The organism is Deltaproteobacteria bacterium (assembly GCA_016875225.1).
Taxonomy (GTDB): domain Bacteria; phylum Myxococcota_A; class UBA9160; order SZUA-336; family SZUA-336; genus VGRW01.
The window spans coordinates 1-16,308 of record VGRW01000078.1; the positions used below are offsets into that span (position 1 = coordinate 1).

The following is a 16,308-nucleotide window of genomic DNA, read 5'->3' on the forward strand; positions in this document are numbered from 1 at the left end:
TTTTCGAGAAGCTCGCGCGCGACGCGAAGATGTTCGAGATCGGCGGCGGCACGAACGAGATCCAGCTCGCGACCATCGCGCGCGCGCTGCTGGGGCGGGCTGTGCTCTAATCCGGCGCATGGAACCAAGCGACAGCCAGCTCCTGATCCGCGACCAGTACCGCAAGTTCATGACCACCGAGCTCGAGGCGGCCACGCCCGCGATGGAGAGCGGCGCGGAGCTCCCGTACCCGTTCATCAAGAGGATGAACGCGGCGCTCGGCGCGAGCCTGGTCGGCGACCTGGGCGACGACGCGGAGTCGCGCGCGCTCGCGAGCTGGGCGCGCACGCAGCTGATCATCGAGATCGCGCGCGTGAACCCGGGCTTCGGCATGAGCTGGGGCGTGAGCATCGGGCTCTGCGCCGGCAACATCATGCGCGGCGGGACGCCGGAGCAGAAGGCGCGCTACCTGCCGGACCTGCTGCGCGGCGAGAAGGTGGGCTGCTGGTGCCTGACCGAGCCCGGCGCGGGCTCCGACGCGTTCGGGTCGATGCGCACGGAGGCGCGGCGCGACGGCAAGGACTACGTGCTGAACGGGTCCAAGACCTTCATCACGAACGCCCCCTACGGCGACGTCTTCCTGGTCTACGCGAAGAACGCGGAGGACGGCTCGATCCAGGCGTTCATCGTCGAGCGCGGCTTCGAGGGCGTGAGCGTCGGCAAGCCGTTCAAGAAGATGGGGATGAAGAGCTCCCCGACCGGCGAGGTCTTTTTCGACGACGTGCGCGTGCCCGCCGCGAACCTGCTCGGCGCGGGCACGCGCGACCGCGACCACGTGCGCAAGTCGCTGGCCGGCGAGCGGATCGGCATCGCGGTCATGGGCTACGGGATCGCCGAGCGCTGCTTCGAGATCGCGCGCGACTACGCCAAGCAGCGCGTGCAGGGCGGGCAGCCGATCGCGAACTACCAGCTGGTGCAGAATCGCCTGGCGCGGATGTACGTGGCGCTCTCGAACGCGCGCCGCGTCGTGTACGAGCAGGGCGACGTCTCGATCGCCGACGCCTGCGCCGGCAAGCTCTACGTCACGGAGGTGGGCACCTACGTCGCCACCGAGGCGATCCACATCCTGGGCGGCTACGGCTACCTGGAGGAGCAGACCGTCGAGCGCCTGGCCCGCGACGCGAAGCTGCTCGAGCTCGGCGGCGGCACCACCGAGATCCAGATCCTGACCATCGCCCGACACATCCTGGCGTAGCTACGGCGGGGTGGCTCGGGCTGCCGCGGTCGGTTTACGGGCGAGCCAGTGCCGAAGCTCGCGTTCAGCCGAGAGTGATTCTGGCGTTCAGCCGACACCGATTCCTGCGGTGACGCCCCGGGCGCTGATCCACGCGCCCCCGGAGAGCGGCAGGTCTAAGCTCGCGCGGAGCGAAGGAGCGTCGCGCGGCCAGCGGCTGGGGGGCACGGCGCGGGCGACAGCGGATCACGCCAAGGGTTGAAGCTCGGAGAGGTCCGGGGCATCGCCCTCGCGTCCAGGGTGAGCGAGTGCCAATGGATGAAGAGAAGACAGGGGGCGCGCAAGCGATCCCGTCCTTGGGCAGCTGCCATCAAGGCCGCGGAATTCCCTGGAAATCCGGCGTCGGGCGGCTCGGAGAACGGGGCGCTAGGTTTCGGCCGAGGTCATCGTCATGAAGTACAAGATTGCGCTTCAATCGTCGGAAGAGGGCTTCAGCGTGTCGGTTCCCGGACTACCCGGCTGTTGGTCGCAAGGCGCGACCGAGGAAGAGGCGATCGCGAACATCCAGGACGCGATCCGCGAGTACCTGGCGGCGGTCGCCGAGCTCACGAAGGGCGCGGTCGTTCGCGAGATCGACGTTCCCCTGTAGCGGACGTGGGCAAGCTCCCGGGCATTCCGCATCAGCGTGCCGTTCGCGCGCTCGAGCGCGCTGGCTTTCGAGTGCTGCGCCAAGGCAAGCACATCGTGATGACGGACGGCGTTCGCATCCTGACCATCCCCCGCGGCAATCCGATCAACGCCTTCACCATGGGCGGCATCATCCGCGACGCGGGTCTCACGATCGAGGAGTTCCGCCGGTTGCTCTAGCCGGACCGGACCGATCGCCTCGCCTCTGCTTCGCCCCCGAGCGCAGTCGCGCCTCCGCCGCCGAGCCAGCGCGGGGCCCACCAGTTCCAGCGGCCGAGCATGCGCATGGTCGCGGGCACGAGCAGCGCGCGCACCAGGGTCACGTCGACGGTGATCGCGCCGGCCATGCCGACACCGATCTCTTTCACGTAGATCAGGTCGCCCGCGGCGAAGGCGCCGATCACCACCAGCAGGATCAGCGCGGCGCTCGAGATGGTCCGGCCGGTGGCGGACAGGCCCGCGACGATGCTGCGCGTGTTGTCGCCGTCGAGCAGGAACTCCTCGCGGATCCGGCTCAGCAGGAAGACCTCGTAGTCCATCGACAGGCCGAACACGACCGCGGCCATGATCAGCGGAATGGTGGCCTCGATGCCGCCGGGCGGCTCGAAGTCGAGCAGGCCCGAAAGGTGGCCGTCCTGGAACACGAGCACGAGCAGGCCGTAGCTCGCGGCGAGCGAGAGCGCGTTCATGATCACGGCCTTCACCGGGACCAGCACCGAGCGGAACGCGGCGAAGAGCACGATCAGGTTCCAGGCCACGACCAGCAGCGCCACGAGCGCGCCGTAGCTCTTGAGCGTGCTGCGGATGTCGACGAGCAGCGCGGTCGGGCCGCCGACTTCGACCTCGAGGCCCGGGTGCGCAAGCGCGCGGATCGCGCTCACGGTGGCGCCGGCCCCGGCCGAGCGCCAGGCGTCGGTGCCCTGCGCCGTGACGAGCGCAAGGTCGCGGTCGACGGTGCGCGCGAGCTGCAGCTCGAGCGCCTCGCGGCGCGGCGGCTCGCCCGCTGTGCCGCCGCCGTCGCCGAGCCAGGCGAGCGGCGTGCGAACCTCGGAGACGCCAGTCACGCCGCGCAGCGCGGCCAGATACTCCTGCACGAGCCGCAAATTCGCAGGCTCCTGCACCGGACCGTTCGTCCGCACGACGACCTGCACCGCCGACGCCCCGCTCGGGTCGAACACGTTCGGATCCGCGAGCAGCGCGTCGACCCGGCGCACGTCCGAGCCGGCGGGCAGGGTGCGCGCGTCGGGGAGCACGGCCTCCATGCGCAGCGCCGGCAGCGCGAGCGCCAGAAGCAGGGCGCTGCACGAGCCCGCGGTCAGCACGGGGCGGCGCATCGAGAGCTCGGCGATCCGCGCCCAGAACCGGCTCGGGCCGAAGACCACCACGCGCCCTACACGCAACCGGTTCACGTTCGGGCCGAGCCAGGCGAGCAGCGCCGGCAGCAGCGCGAGCGACCCCACCACCGCGGTCGCCACCGCGAGCAACCCCCCGAACGCAATGCTGCGCAGCAGCGGCACCGGCACGATCAGGAGCACCAGCAGGCTCACCATGACGGTCCCGCCCGAGACCCACACCGCCCGGCCGGCGGTGTCGAGCGTGGTGGCCACCGCGTCGGCCAGGTCGATCGTGCGTTCGAGCTCCTCGCGGAAGCGCTGCACGATCAGGAGCGCGTAGTCGATCGACAGACCGAGACCGAGGAACGAGCTGACGCTCAGCGCGAAGATCGAGATCTCCGTCGCGCCGGCGAGCCCGCGCGTGACCGCGGCCGAGCTCGCGAGCGAGAAGGCGCCGATCGCGATCGGCAGCGCCGCCGCCACGACGCTGCGGAAGAAGATCAGCGTGAACAGCGCCGCGAACGGCACCGCCCACAGCTCCGCGCGCGCGACGTCGCGGTTTGCGACCTCCTGCGCCAGGCTCTCGGCGGGAATCCGCCCGCCGAGCGGCGCCCCGGGGAAGATCTCGCGGAACTGCGGCGCGAGTCGCGCGAACGTCGCGACCTGCTCCGCCTGTGAGCCGCGCAGGTCGACGAGAAGCAGGGTGCGGCGGCCGTCGCGAGAGACCAGTGAGTCCAGGCCCGTGTCGAAGACCGACGTGATCGCAGCGACGCCCGGGTCCTCGGCCAGACGCTCCGCGCCGTCCAGCACGACGGCCGCGAAGGCCGAATCGCGCACGTCCCCGTCGCTGCGTTCCAGCACGGCGATCACGTCCGGCGCGCCGAGCCGAAGCCGCGTGGTCAGGCTCTCCGCCGCGCGGTGCGACTCACTGCCCGGCACCTCGAGCCCGCCCGCGCTCAGGTAGCGCGCGGCGCTCGCGCCGTAGAGCCCGCCCGCGAGCGACGCCAGCGCGAACGCCAGCACCACGGAGCGCGGCCGAGCGCTCACCCGGCGCGCAAAGCGTGTGAAGAGGGAGTTCGCGATCGCCGAATCCTACCGCGCGCCGGTGCGCCGCGCCGGGTTTCGCGGACCGAACTCCACTTCACGCGGGCCCGTCGGCGCCACCCGGGGCTGCGGGTCGAGGCGCTCTGGCTCGGCGACTCAGTGACTCTCCCCCCAAGCATCCCAGTCCTCGCGCAGCTCGGGCAGCTTGGACCGGTCGGCGACGACTTCGCCCGCGAGGATCGGGCGGAGCGGGTCGTTCTCGAGGATTTCGCCTGCCGTGGCGATGCCGCTGCGCAGGACGCCGGAGATGCCGGGGCCCGACGGCGTGCTGGCGCCGGTGAGGAGCAGGCTCTCGATCTCGGTGCGGGGGCCGACGCGAATGGGAGCGGCCCGGCTGCGCGAAGTCTCGATTCCGTAGCAGTTGCCGCCGGTGGAGTGAGTGAAGCGCTCCTGGCTGATCGGGGTGGCGGCCTCCTGCCGGAGAGGTCGCGCCGACCCGACCCCGCGAGAGCCCGGACTCTCTCACTTCGCAAAGCATTCGGTCTCGGACCACGGGCCTCTTGCTCGCGGGCGCCGCGGGTCCGCGGCGCGAGTTGGGCTAATTCTCTCCGCGGGAGGCGGAGACGCGATTGGCGGGCGCTCGAGCGAGACGACGCGGAGCGAGGGGGGGCGCGGACGCCTCGCGCGCGGGGCGAGTGGCGGAGCTCGCGTCTTCGCGGTGGCTCGTGTTCGGCGTCTGCGCGGCGCTGTTCCTGCTGCTGGCGCTGCGCTTCTACGACCACACCGTCGACGACGCGTTCATCAGCTTCCGCTACGCGCTGAACCTGGTCGACGGACACGGGCTCGTGTTCAATCCCGGCGAGCGGGTCGAGGGCTACACCAACTTCCTATGGGTGCTCTGCGCGAGCCTCTCGCTTGCGGCCTCCTTCGATCCCGAGCTGGCGTGCCGCTGGCTCGGGCTTGGTGCGTCCGTGGCGTCGATCGCGGCGACGGTGCGATTCGGGCCCTCGTCGCTGCGCCATCCGGCGACGCTGTGGTGCGCGCCCGTGTGGCTCGCGGTGAGCCCCGCCTTCGCGGTGTGGGCGACGGGCGGACTCGAGGCGCCGCTCTTCGCGGCGTTGATCGTGTGGGGCGCCGGCCTCGCGGCCGAGGCGGTCGAGCGCGGGGAGCTGCCGGCTTCGAGCGCGGCGCTCTTCGGCCTCGCTGCGCTGGCGCGGCCCGAGGGTGCGCCGCTCGCCGTCGTCGTCGCGGCAGCGGCGCTCGCGCTGTGTCGGCGCGAGCGCGGATTCTGGCCGCGCTGGTACGCGTGGCTGGGCGTGTTCCTGGCCATCGTCACGCCCTATCTGTTGTGGCGCTGGCAGTACTACGGGTACCCGCTGCCGAACACCTTCTACGCGAAGGTCGGCGGCAGCGCCGCGCAGCTCCGACGTGGTCTCGCCTACGCGCACGACTGGCTGTCGGTGACCGGCTACTGGCTGCTGCCGATCGCCGCGGCTGCGTTCCTGGGCGCGCGCAGGCGGTTTGCGGCTCTTCTGGCGGCGGTGGCCGGCGCACTCGCCGCGCAGGTGGTGGCGGTGGGCGGCGACGGCCTGCCGATGTACCGCTTCTTCGTGCCCGTGCTGGGGCCGTTCGCGCTGCTGGTCGGCTGGGGCGCACACGCGTGTCTCGAGCGAGTCACTCGCGTTGGCTTTGCGCAAGCGATCGCGGTCGCCGTGTTTGCGGCGATGGCCGCGTACTCGGCGCTGCCCGCGTTCCGCGGCACGCAGTACGGCTACGTGCAGCAGGACGTCCGCGAGGTCGGGGCGTGGCGGCGGATCGGCGCGTGGTTCCGCGAGCACGCGAAGCCCGGCGAGACGATCGCGGTGATCCCCGCCGGCGCGATCCCGTACTTCTCGCGGCTGCGCGCGATCGACATGCTGGGTCTGAACGACCTGCACATCGCCCATCGAGACATGCCCGAGCTCGGCGGCGGGCAGGCGGGCCACGAGAAGTACGACGTCGAGTACGTGCTCGGGCGGCGGCCGGAGTACGTCATCGTCGGAGTGTACGGACTCTCGCGCGACCCGCTGCCACCGCTCGAGCTGGTTCGTCCCTTCTACCCCGCCGAGCGAGAGCTGCTGCTTCACCCCGGCTTCGCGGCGGCGTATCGTCCCGAAACCGCCCGAACACCGGATGGACATTTTGCGTACTTCGTCCGCGAAGCCCCCTGAGCCGCGTGCGCGCGCCGCGCACGCCGCCCCGTCGCTCGCGCTCGCCGCGGCGCTCTCGGCGTGCCTGCTGATCTTCGCGTACCAGATCTGGGTCTACGAGTTCCTGACCGACGACGCGTTCATCTCGTTTCGCTACGCGCGCAATCTTCGCGATGGCTACCCCCTCGTGTTCAATCCCGGCTTCGAGCGCGTCGAGGGCTACACCAATCTGCTCTGGGTGCTGGTCCTGTCCTCGTGCCAGTGGCTCACCGGCTTCGAGCCGCACCAGACCGCGAACTGGATCAGCGCTGCCGCCGGGCTCGTACTCTGGGGCGGGACGGTCGCCTTCTGCTGGCGCCGCGAGCGACGGGGCGTCGGGTCGTGGCTCGTCGTCGTTCCGGCGCTGTGGCTGGCACTGAACCGCAGTGCGGCCGTTTGGAGCACGAGCGGCCTCGAGACCAAGCTCTTCGAGCTGCTGGTGGTGGCGGCCGTGCTCGTCGGAGTTCGCGAGATCGAGCGGCGGGAATCCCGCTGGTGGCGGCCCGCGCTGCTGCTCGCGCTCGCCGCGCTGACCCGGCCCGACGGCCTCCTGTTCGCCGGCGCGTTCTTCGCGGCGCGCTTCGGCTGCGAAGCGTACGAGCGGCGCGTCGATCTCGCCGCGGCGGCGAAGGGCGCGCTGCTCTTCGCGGTCGTCGTCGGCGCGCAGTTCGCGTTCCGCTGGGCGTACTACGGCGAGTGGCTTCCGAACACCTACTACGCCAAGCTCGACGGAGCGAGCTGGTGGGACATGGGCGGGCTCTACCTGCGCACCTTCCTGCAGGAGTACGGCGCGCCGGTCTGGCTCCCGCTGGTCGTCGTGGGCGCGGCGTGCCGCGTGTGGGCCGGGCGCCCGGCCGCGACCGTTCTGATCGGGCTCACGGTGGCGAGTCATGCGCTCTACGTCGCGTACTGCGGCGGCGATCACTTCGAGTACCGTCCCGTCGACGTCTACTTCCCCTTGCTCGCGGTGCTGCTGTACGACGGGCTCGCGTTCGCCGCGCAGCGCCTCGGCACTGCATTCGCGGTGGCCTGGGCCGGCGCTTCCTGCCTGGCCGTGGCGGTGATTCCTGCGCTGTCCCACCTCGATTTTCCATCGAGCTACGAACCGGGCTTTCCCGGCTGGCACGCGCGCGCCGACGGCAATCGCGACCTTGTCGATCTTCGCCGCCATCCGTGGCTCGAAAGCGTTCCCGGTGTCTCCGGATATCTTCGCAGTTACAACTCGTCGTTCGAGGCACTGAGTCGTCAGTTCGTCGCTCTGCGCCAGGAGGAGCACCGGGGATTTCTCGCCACCGTCGAGCCCGAGGGGGTGATTCTGGGCAGGATGGTCAACGAGGGCCTGCTGCCGCGCGACACGCACGTCGCGATTCCCTGCGTCGGAGCGATTCCCTACTTCAGCGGTCTGCGCACGCTCGACGAGCTCGGCCTGACCGACAAGGTGGTCGCGCGCCAGAAGATGCCGCCGAGCGCGGAGCGCGCGATGGCGCACGACAAGGTCGCCTCCTACGAGTATCTGGCCGCGAGCGGTGTCGACCTGATCGCTCCGTTCATGGAGCCGCACCTGGTGACGAGCGATCCCGAAGTCGTCGAGAGCTGGCGCCGGACCGCGCGTCAGGCCGGTCCGGACAGCCGGCTGTACCTGTCGAAGCCGGTGCTCGGCGGACACACCGTGGTCGCCGTGATCCTCGCGCCCGACCCGCACGTCCGCTTCCCGGCGCTCGACCTGCGCCCGGCCTGGGAATAGCGTCGGGTCGGCGCTGGGTCACGGCTCGAAACGGAACCCGGCCACGACCCGCTGACCTGCGGGTCGATCGTTGGACCGCTCGAATCCCGAGATGGCGGCTTCGTTGGACCGAACGATCGCTCGTCCTTCGTCCCGTCGCTCCGCTAGTGACTCTCCCTCCACGCATCCCACCCCTCGCGCAGCTCCGGTAGCTTCGACCGGTCGCCGAAGACTTCGCCGGCGAGGATGGGGCGGAGCAGGTCGGTTTCGAGGATCTCGCCTGCCGTGGCGATGCCGCTGCGCAGGACGCCGGAGATGCCGGGGCCCGAGGGCGTGCTGGCGCCGGTGAGGAACAGACCCTCGATCTCGGTGCGGGGGCCGACGCGCATCGGGCCGGCCTGGCTGCGCGACATCTCGATCCCGTAGGAGGTGCCGCCGGTGGAGTGCGTGAAGCGCTCCTGGCTGATCGGCGTGGCGGCCTCCTGCCAGACGATGTGCTCGCGCAGGCCGGGGATCACGCGCTCGGAGACGTCGATCAGGTGGTCCATCAGCTCTTTCTTGCGCTCGCGGTAGACCGGGTCGCGGTGGTAGTCGCCGCCGTCGGCGGGGCCGCGATCGACGCCCCACACCGAGTACTCGCGCGGGACCAGCGTCATGATCTGCAGGTTGGTGTGGCCGACCGGCGCGATCTGGCGCGTGACGGGGTCCTTCAGGCTCGCGGCGGTGATGTACGCCATCGCCTTCGACGAGATGCGGCCGGCGTCGAGCTCGTCGTAGACGCCCTCGATGTCGTAGTCGCCCCAGATGAAGTGGTTGCTGTTGGGGAAGCCCTTCGCGCGCAGGTCGATGTCCAGGCCCAGGTACACACAGAACAGTGGCACGGCCATCTTGAGCGAGCGGATCCGCTCGACCGTGTCGGGCTTCAGGTTCTCGGGCCCGACCAGCTCGAAGAAGGTGCGCTTCAGGTCGGCGTTCGAGATCACGAGCGGCGCGTCGACCTCGTGCGGCGCGCGGTCCTTGCGGCCGGTGAGCACGCCGACGGCGTGGCCCTTCTCGATGCGGATGCGCCGCACCGGGCTCTGCGTGCGCACCTCCCCGCCGTTGGCGCGGATCGACTCGATCAGGCGCGCGGCGAGCACCTGGCCGCCGCCCTCCGGGTAGTACGCGCCGCGCAGGAAGTGGTCGGTGAGCCCCGCGGCCATCACGACCGGCGTGTCGGACGGGCGCACCGCGTAGCAGCCCTGCTCGCCCAGCAGCACCGCGCCGGCTTGCTTGGAGAGCTTGTGCTCGGCGAAGAGCTCCGTCACCGGCCGCAGACCCTGCTGCAGGAACGTCGGCGCCTGCGTCATGATGTCGGCCATCGCGAGCTCGCCGCGGCCGAGCCGGTGGCCCGTGCCTGCCACGTCCTGCATCACGTCGAGCACGGCGTCGAGCGCGACCTTCTCGTTCGGGAACGTCTGGTGCAGCCGCGCGCGGTAGCGGTCCCAGCCGAACGGCACGCGGAACGAAACGTCGGGGAAGTGCAGCGTCGAGTAGCCGTCGGAGTCGAGCGGCCGGAACACCACGCGCTCCGCGAGGCCCAGGCCGTTCAGCACCGCGGTGATCACGCCGTCGCGGCCGCACTCGCCGATGTAGTGGATGCCGACGTCGAACTCGTACTCCTGGCCCTTGTGCTTGCGGCGGAACACCTGGCTGTTCCCGCCCGCCACGTAGTGACCCTCGAGCACGAGCGTCCGCTTTCCCGCCGCGCAAAGGTACGCGGCCGCGGCCAGGCCGCCCAGGCCGGACCCGATCACGATCGCGTCGAACTTCTCCCGCTCCGAAGCCGCCTGCCCACCCATCGCTTCCTCCTCGCTTGCCGCTGCATCCGCCCGCGTCCGGCTCGCGAGTCTACTCGAAGCGCCGATCCGCCTGCTCGGTCTGCCGTGGGCGGGGAAAACGCGCGATGATCGCGGGCGGATCCAGATGAGCGCGAAGACGGCGGACGAAGCGGACCAGGCGCACGAGAGGCGGCGGCGGCGCCGGGCGCTGCTCGCGCTCGGGCTGGCCGCGCTCGTCGTCGCGGCGATCCGGATGCGCATCGCCGACGTGCCGCTCGAGCGCGACGAGGGCGAGTACGCCTACTTCGCGCAGCTGCTGCTGCAGGGCGTTCCGCCCTGGGCCGAGGCCTACACCATGAAGATGCCCGGCACCGCGGCGGCCTACGCGCTGGCGCTCGGGCTCTTCGGCCAGACGGCGCTCGCGATCCGGCTCGGCCTGCTCGCGGTGAGCCTGCTCTCGATGGTCCTGGTCTACGCGCTCGGGCGCCGGATCGGCGACGACTGGACCGGCGCGGCGGCCGGGGCGGCGTACGGATTCCTGTCGCTCGCCGTCGCGGTGCTGGGCACGGCCGCGCACGCGACCCACTTCGTCGCGCTCTTCGCGCTGGCGGGGCTGGTGCTGCTGCTGCGCGCGCTGGAATCGAGGCGAACCTTGGAGCTCTTCGCGAGCGGCGCGGTTCTCGGCCTGGCCTACACCATGAAGCAGCACGGGGTGGTGTTCGCGGCCTTCGGCGCGCTCTGGGTGCTTCGGCATTCCAGGCGCGGGCTCCCCGCCTACTGCGCGGGCGCCGCGCTTCCGTTCGCCGCGATCGCGCTCTGGCTCTGGGGGGCGGGCGTCTTCGAACGCTTCTGGTTCTGGAACTTCGTGTACGCGTCGAGCTACGCGACGTCCGAGCCGCTCGCGTACGCGCTCGGCCGGCTCGGCTTCGCGCTCGGGCGCATGCCGCCGCTCGCGGGGTTCCTGGCGCTGGCCGCGCTCGGCCTGCTCGCGCCGATCCGGGATTCGCTGGCCCGGCGCTCCGCGCTCTTCCTCGGCGGGTTGCTGGCGTTCTCGGTGTTCGCGGTCGTGCCGGGCGGCCACTTCCGCCCCCACTACTTCATCGCCATGTGGCCGGCTGTCGCGTTGCTCGTCGGGGTCGGCGCGAGCGCCGTCGCGCGCCGCGTGGGCGCGAAGGCCGCTGCGGCGGTGGTCGTCGCGTCCGCGGCGCTTCTGATCGGGCTGGAGCGCGACCCGCTGCTGCGCCTTTCGCCGCTGGAGTTCTCGCGCGCGGTGTACCGACTGAACCCGTTCCCCGAGTCGATCGAGATCGCAGACTACGTGCGCGCGAACACCACCCCCGAAGAGCGCGTGGCCGTGTTCGGCTCCGAGCCGCAGATCTTCTTCTACGCGCAGCGCCGCAGCGCGACCGGGCACATCTACATGTACGGGCTCACGGAGGTGCACCCCTACGCGCTCGCGATGCAGAAGGAGCTGGTCGCGCAGGTCGAGGCCGCGCGCGCGCCGGTGGTGGTGCTCGCAAACGCGTTCAGCTCCTGGATGTGGCGGCCCGCGTCGGAGCACCACGCGTTCGACTGGGCGCAGGGCTACCTGCGACGCGAGTACGACGTGGAGGGCGTGGTCGAGATCCTGGACTCGGGCACGACGTCGGTCTGGGGCGAGGCCGCGCGAAGCTACGCGCCGCGGACCGACGAGTCACTCGTGATCTTCCGGCGCAAGCCGCCGGCTAGCGAACCCCGGTGAGCTGCGAAGACACGTCCCAGAGCCGCTCGGAGAGCGCCTCGTCGTTCGCGCGCCGGCTCGGCTCGCTCACTGCGCAGTCCGAGAAGTACTTGCCGGTCACCCCCTCGAGCTCCGGCCGCGCGGCGACGTAGCAGCTGGTGGCCGCGCCCTGCGGGATCGTCTTCGAGAACGGCCGCATCACGAAGCCGGCGACCGCGCCGAGAAGCGGATTCATGTTCCGGCCCAGGTTCGTGGAGATGACTCCGGGGTGCAGCGCGTTCGCGGTGTGCCTGGGGCCGATCCGCCGCGCGAGCGCCTTCGCGAAGAGCACGTTCGCGAGCTTCGACTGCCCGTACGCGCGCCACGCGCCGTAGCTCCGCTCGGCTGCGAGGTCGTCGAAGTCGATCCCGCCCGACGGCGCCTGGAAATGCGCGGCGCTGCTCACGACGACGACGCGCGCTGCGCGCGCGGCGTCCAGCTGCGGCCGCAGCAGATTCACGAGCAGGAAATGCCCCAGGTGATTGGTGGCGAGCTGCTTCTCGACGCCGTTCACGAGCGCTCGCTCGGGCAGCGCCATGATTCCCGCGTTGGCGATGCACAGATCGAGCGGCCGGCCCATCCGCGAGACCTCGCGCGCGCAGGCACGAATCGAGTCCTGGCTCTCGAGCTCGCAGGCGAGCGGCACGAGCGCGCCGCTCACCCGCGCGCAGGCTGCCTCGGCCTTCTCGAGCGTGCGCGCGGTTCCGATCACCTTCGCGCCGCGCAGCGCCAGCACGCGCATGGTCTCGAAGCCGATCCCGGAGTTCACGCCGGTGACCAGCGCGAGCGTTCCGGACAGATCGATCCCCTCGGTGACTTGCTCCGCGGTGCTCGACTTCCCGAAGGTCAGGGCGACGGCTGCTTCGCGTAGTAGGCGGAGAGCTTCAACAGCGCCGCGCGCGTGGCGGCGAGCTTGGGCTTCAGGAAGTCGTTGATGTCGACGAACATCGCGTCGGACTTCGCGTACTCGCGGCGCTGCAGGATCTGTTCGTACACCGGCGTGGTCGCCTCGAGCCCTTCACCCTTCTCCAGGTCGCCGTGCAGGCTCGCGGCCAGCCACTCGATCTGCCGCAGGTCCTGGGTGATCTCGTGCAGCTTCGACCGGTCCGTGGTCATGTTCCACGCGTTGCTCTTGCGCACCGCATCGCGCAGGCCCGAGACGGCGGACTCGAGATCGGCGGCGGCGGCCGTGACCGCGGCCTGGTCCCACTTCGCGGTCTGCGCCTGCGCGTGGGGCGCGAACACGAAGAGAAGCGCTGCGGTTGCGATTGCGATCGTGCGGCTCATCGGTACATCCTCCCGGTCCGTGCCTTGCGCAGCAGCATCGCACGGACCGCGAAGACCTGTCGACACTGCGAACGGGAGAAAAGATGAGGAAGTCGAATCTGGAGCGCGCCGTCGCCGCGCTGCTCGCCGTGGTGATCACTGCCGGCTGCGCGCAGCTGCAGTCGGCGGAAGAGGGCGTATCGAACAACCCGAAGGCCGTCCTGGGCGCGGTGATCGGCGCGGGCGCGGGAGCGCTTCTGGTCGGCGCGATGGGTGGAAAAGGCGGCGCGGTCGTCGCGGGCGCTCTGGTCGGCGGCCTGGCCGGCGGCTACGTCGGGCACCGCCTGGACGACAAGGACAAGAAGATGGCGGCGGCGGCCGCGGCGGCGGCCTTCGAGCAGAACCGCTCGGGCCAGGCGTCGGCCTGGAACAACCCCGACTCGGGGAATTCCGGCTCGATCACGCCGACCCACACCTACCAGCTCGCGAACGGGCAGTACTGCCGCGAGTACCGGCAGGAGGTCGTGATCGGCAACGAGAAGCAGCAGACCTCCGGGACCGCGTGCCGTCAGGCCGACGGCACCTGGCAGATCCAGAACTCGTGACGCGCGGGGGAGCAGAGATGAAGCGGATCGGGGCACTCGCGGTGTTTGGCATCGGGATTCTCGTCGCGATCGGCGCGAGAGCGGAGCAGGCGCAGAAGTACGACCTGAAGGCGGCCTTCGCCGAGACCGACGCGAACGGCGACGGCGCGATCGAGATCGACGAGTTCTACGAGCGGTTGGTCGACGTGTTCTTCCTCGGCGACAGCGACAAGGACGGCTTCTTCACCGAGGCGGAGTTCGTGAAGGTAGTCGTGCTCAAGGAGGACTTCGCGGCGATCGACAAGGACGGCGACGGCCGCGTCTCGCGGCGCGAGTTCGTGAGCGCGCGCCTGCCGATGTTCATGGAGATCGACGGCGGCGGCGACAGCGCGCTCTCGCTCGCGGAGCTAGCCGCCGCGCTCGAGGGGCGGGCGTCGAAGTGAGAAACGCAGCCGTTCTCGTCGTCGCGCTCGCCTTCGCTTTGGTCTCGATTTCCTGTCAGACCGCCTACAACAACGCCTACGACCAGGAATACGAGCGGCTGAAACAGCAGGACGAGGCCGCGCACGCGGAGGCCGCCCGGTACGCGGCGGTGATCTACTTCGCGACCGGCAGCGCCGCGCTCGACGAGGACGCGAAGCAGCAGCTGCGCTGGTTCGCGGAGAAGCAGGCGCCGTTCCCGCACGCGACGTTCGACGTTCAGGGCTTCGCGGACTCGACCGGCGGCGAGGCCACCAACCAGACGCTCTCCGCGCAGCGCGCGCAGGCGTGCGCGGGCTACCTGTCGACGCTGGGGATCGAGCCCGCGCGGATGAAGGTGACGGCGTTCTCGACCGCCTCGCCGGCCGCGTCGAACGCGTCGGCGCAGGGGCGCAAGAGCAACCGCCGGGTCGAGATCACGGTGCGCTGAGCTCGGCCTCGATCCTCGCGAGCATCTCCTTCGCGCCCGGGTCCTCGGGCGCAAGGGCGACCAGCTCGCGCGCGAGCGGCAGCGCGCTCGCCCACTCGCCGGCCTGCGCATGGAAGAGCGCGAGCGCGTGCACGATCTGCGGGTCGCTCTTCGCGCGCTCGTAGGCAAGACGCAGCGCGCGGCCCGCATCGGCGCGCTGGCCGGAGCGCAGCAGCGCGAGGCCGTGGTTGTAGTGCACGCGCGCGCGCTCGGGCATGAGCTCCGCGGCGCGGCCGAGTGACTCGGCGCCGGGCTCGAGCTTGCCGGCCTCGACGAGAAGGAGGCCGAGCGAGTAGTGCAGGTCGCCCTGCTCGGGCGAGAGCCGTATCGCGTCGCGGAGCGCGCTCTCCGCGTCCGCGTTTCGCCCCATCTTGTTGAGCAGCGTGGCCAGGTTGAAGCTCGCGGGAAGGAACGCGGGGTCCATGCGCAGCGCGGTGCGGTACTCGGCCTCGGCGCGCGCGTCCTCGCCGCGATTCGCCAGCACCACGCCCAGGTTCAGGTGCGCGCCGGGCAGGTCGCCCTGCACGCGCTGCGCGGTCTCGAACTCGCGCAGGCCCGCGTCCAGGCGAGCCCGCAGATCGGGCGCGAGGTCCGCCGCGGGCAGAACCGAGAGCACGCGCGCGGCCTCGATTCGCACGCCGAGCACCGGGTCGGAGAGCAGCGGCGACGCGACGGCCAGCCGCGCCTCGGCGCCGAGCGCGTCGCACGCGCCCGCGGCGGCGCTGCGCAGCCACGGGTCGGCCTCCTTCGCCGCGCGCTCGAGCACCGGCGTGATCTGCGGCCCCGCGGGCTCGAGCAGCCCGAGCGCGGTCGCGCGCACGACGGTCGGCTGTGCGGGGTCGTCCGCGAGCTTCATCAGCGCGGGGATCGCGCTGCCGTCGCCCGCTCGCGCCGCGGCGAAGACCTCGCCGAAGTGCGGCTCGCTGCGGCGCTCCGGCCCGTACCAGTTCGCGACGTGCTCCGCCGCCCACGCAGGCGTGCGGTCGGCGTGACAGGCGTTGCACGCGTTCGGCGTGCCGAGCTTCGCCGAGAGATCCGGCCTCGGCACTCGGATCGAGTGATCGCGGCGCCGGTCGATCTCCATGTAGGTCTTCTCCGGCATGTGACAGTCGGCGCAGGCCGCGCCGGCCGAGCCCGGCGCGTGGTGGTGGTGCTCGGGCGCGTCGTACTCCCTGGCTTTCAGAGTCGGAAAGCGCGAATCACCGGCGGGCGAGTGACAGCGCACGCAGAGCGCGTTTCCCTCCGCCGCGAGCTTTCCGCTGTGCGAATCGTGGCAGTCGCTGCAGCGCACGCCGCGCGCGTACATCGCGCTCTGCAGGAACGAGCCGTACTCGTACACCTCGGCGTCGATCTGGCCGTCGGGGTGGTACAGGCCGACGTCGAGCGTCGCGGGCAGGAAGCCGTCCAGGAGCGGCCGGCCGTAGGGGATGTCGGCGCGGATCTGCGCGCGCCGCGAGTGACACGGCGCGCAGCTCTCGACCTGCCGCGTCGCGTCCGCGGTCGCGAGATCGACGAGCAGCCCTCCGGGCTTCCCGGTCGCGGACCCGGAGCCCGCGCGCGCGAGCTCGACGTGCGCGGACCCCGGCCCGTGACACGCCTGGCAGCCGACGTCGAGCTCCGCCCAGCTCGTGCCGTACGAGTCGCTCGCCGCGTCGTAGCCCTTCACGACGCCGGTCGAGTGGCAGTCCGCGCACATCGGGC

15 protein-coding genes are annotated in these 16,308 nt (G+C 71.2%); 10 read left to right on the forward strand and 5 right to left on the reverse strand.

What is annotated here, in order from left to right; genetic code table 11:
• The 4 genes from FJ108_15060 to FJ108_15075 all read left to right on the forward strand — a co-directional run.
• A partial coding sequence (locus FJ108_15060; GenBank protein MBM4337200.1) for a hypothetical protein occupies positions 1-110 on the forward strand: 110 nt, incomplete at its 5' end.
• Positions 111-118: 8 nt separating this feature from the next.
• Positions 119-1,234: an acyl-CoA dehydrogenase gene (locus tag FJ108_15065; protein MBM4337201.1), complete on the forward strand. Its 1,116-nt coding sequence runs from the start codon at positions 119-121 to the stop codon at positions 1,232-1,234.
• Between the two features lie 430 nt (positions 1,235-1,664).
• Positions 1,665-1,862: a type II toxin-antitoxin system HicB family antitoxin gene (locus FJ108_15070; protein MBM4337202.1), complete on the forward strand. Its 198-nt coding sequence runs from the start codon at positions 1,665-1,667 to the stop codon at positions 1,860-1,862.
• Between the two features lie 5 nt (positions 1,863-1,867).
• Positions 1,868-2,080, forward strand: a complete 213-nt coding sequence (locus FJ108_15075; protein MBM4337203.1) for a type II toxin-antitoxin system HicA family toxin — start codon at positions 1,868-1,870, stop codon at positions 2,078-2,080.
• On the opposite strand, the gene FJ108_15080 is transcribed toward FJ108_15075, so the two are convergent.
• The gene (locus tag FJ108_15080) at positions 2,077-4,281 is read right to left on the reverse strand and encodes an MMPL family transporter (GenBank protein MBM4337204.1); all 2,205 of its coding nucleotides are present in this window, start codon (positions 4,279-4,281) and stop codon (positions 2,077-2,079) included. The genes FJ108_15075 and FJ108_15080 overlap by 4 nt on opposite strands.
• Positions 4,282-4,973: 692 nt before the next feature.
• Here FJ108_15080 and FJ108_15085 point away from each other — a divergent pair.
• Together FJ108_15085 and FJ108_15090 are read left to right on the forward strand one after the other, a co-directional pair.
• Positions 4,974-6,488, forward strand: a complete 1,515-nt coding sequence (locus tag FJ108_15085) for a hypothetical protein (protein ID MBM4337205.1) — start codon at positions 4,974-4,976, stop codon at positions 6,486-6,488.
• Positions 6,451-8,250: a hypothetical protein gene (locus FJ108_15090; GenBank protein ID MBM4337206.1), complete on the forward strand. Its 1,800-nt coding sequence runs from the start codon at positions 6,451-6,453 to the stop codon at positions 8,248-8,250. The genes FJ108_15085 and FJ108_15090 overlap by 38 nt, the downstream gene beginning before the upstream one ends.
• Positions 8,251-8,393: 143 nt before the next feature.
• Here the strand turns inward: FJ108_15090 and FJ108_15095 are convergent, their stop codons facing one another.
• On the reverse strand, positions 8,394-10,310 hold the full coding sequence (locus tag FJ108_15095) for an NAD(P)/FAD-dependent oxidoreductase (protein ID MBM4337207.1): 1,917 nt from the start codon (positions 10,308-10,310) through the stop codon (positions 8,394-8,396).
• On the opposite strand from FJ108_15095, the gene FJ108_15100 reads away from it, so the two are divergent.
• The gene (locus tag FJ108_15100) at positions 10,195-11,790 is read left to right on the forward strand and encodes a glycosyltransferase family 39 protein (protein ID MBM4337208.1); all 1,596 of its coding nucleotides are present in this window, start codon (positions 10,195-10,197) and stop codon (positions 11,788-11,790) included. The two genes, FJ108_15095 and FJ108_15100, sit on opposite strands and share 116 nt — an antisense overlap.
• Here FJ108_15100 and FJ108_15105 read toward each other — a convergent pair.
• Together FJ108_15105 and FJ108_15110 are read right to left on the reverse strand one after the other, a co-directional pair.
• Entirely contained in the window at positions 11,774-12,658 is an 885-nt protein-coding gene (locus tag FJ108_15105; GenBank protein MBM4337209.1) for an SDR family NAD(P)-dependent oxidoreductase, read from the reverse strand. The two genes, FJ108_15100 and FJ108_15105, sit on opposite strands and share 17 nt — an antisense overlap.
• Positions 12,655-13,095 (reverse strand): hypothetical protein, encoded by a 441-nt coding sequence (locus FJ108_15110; GenBank protein ID MBM4337210.1) that lies wholly within the window; start codon positions 13,093-13,095, stop codon positions 12,655-12,657. The genes FJ108_15105 and FJ108_15110 overlap by 4 nt, the downstream gene beginning before the upstream one ends.
• A gap of 83 nt (positions 13,096-13,178) precedes the next feature.
• On the opposite strand from FJ108_15110, the gene FJ108_15115 reads away from it, so the two are divergent.
• From FJ108_15115 to FJ108_15125, 3 genes are read left to right on the forward strand one after another with little or no spacing between them, the layout of a single operon-like run.
• Positions 13,179-13,679, forward strand: coding sequence for a hypothetical protein (locus FJ108_15115; GenBank protein MBM4337211.1), 501 nt, complete (start codon positions 13,179-13,181; stop codon positions 13,677-13,679).
• A 17-nt stretch (positions 13,680-13,696) separates the two neighbouring features.
• Positions 13,697-14,101 (forward strand): hypothetical protein, encoded by a 405-nt coding sequence (locus FJ108_15120; GenBank protein MBM4337212.1) that lies wholly within the window; start codon positions 13,697-13,699, stop codon positions 14,099-14,101.
• Positions 14,098-14,568 (forward strand): OmpA family protein, encoded by a 471-nt coding sequence (locus FJ108_15125; protein ID MBM4337213.1) that lies wholly within the window; start codon positions 14,098-14,100, stop codon positions 14,566-14,568. The genes FJ108_15120 and FJ108_15125 overlap by 4 nt, the downstream gene beginning before the upstream one ends.
• On the opposite strand, the gene FJ108_15130 is transcribed toward FJ108_15125, so the two are convergent.
• Positions 14,555-16,308, reverse strand: a 1,754-nt coding sequence (locus FJ108_15130) for an ammonia-forming cytochrome c nitrite reductase subunit c552 (GenBank protein MBM4337214.1), incomplete at its 5' end; no start/stop codon positions are given. The genes FJ108_15125 and FJ108_15130 overlap by 14 nt on opposite strands.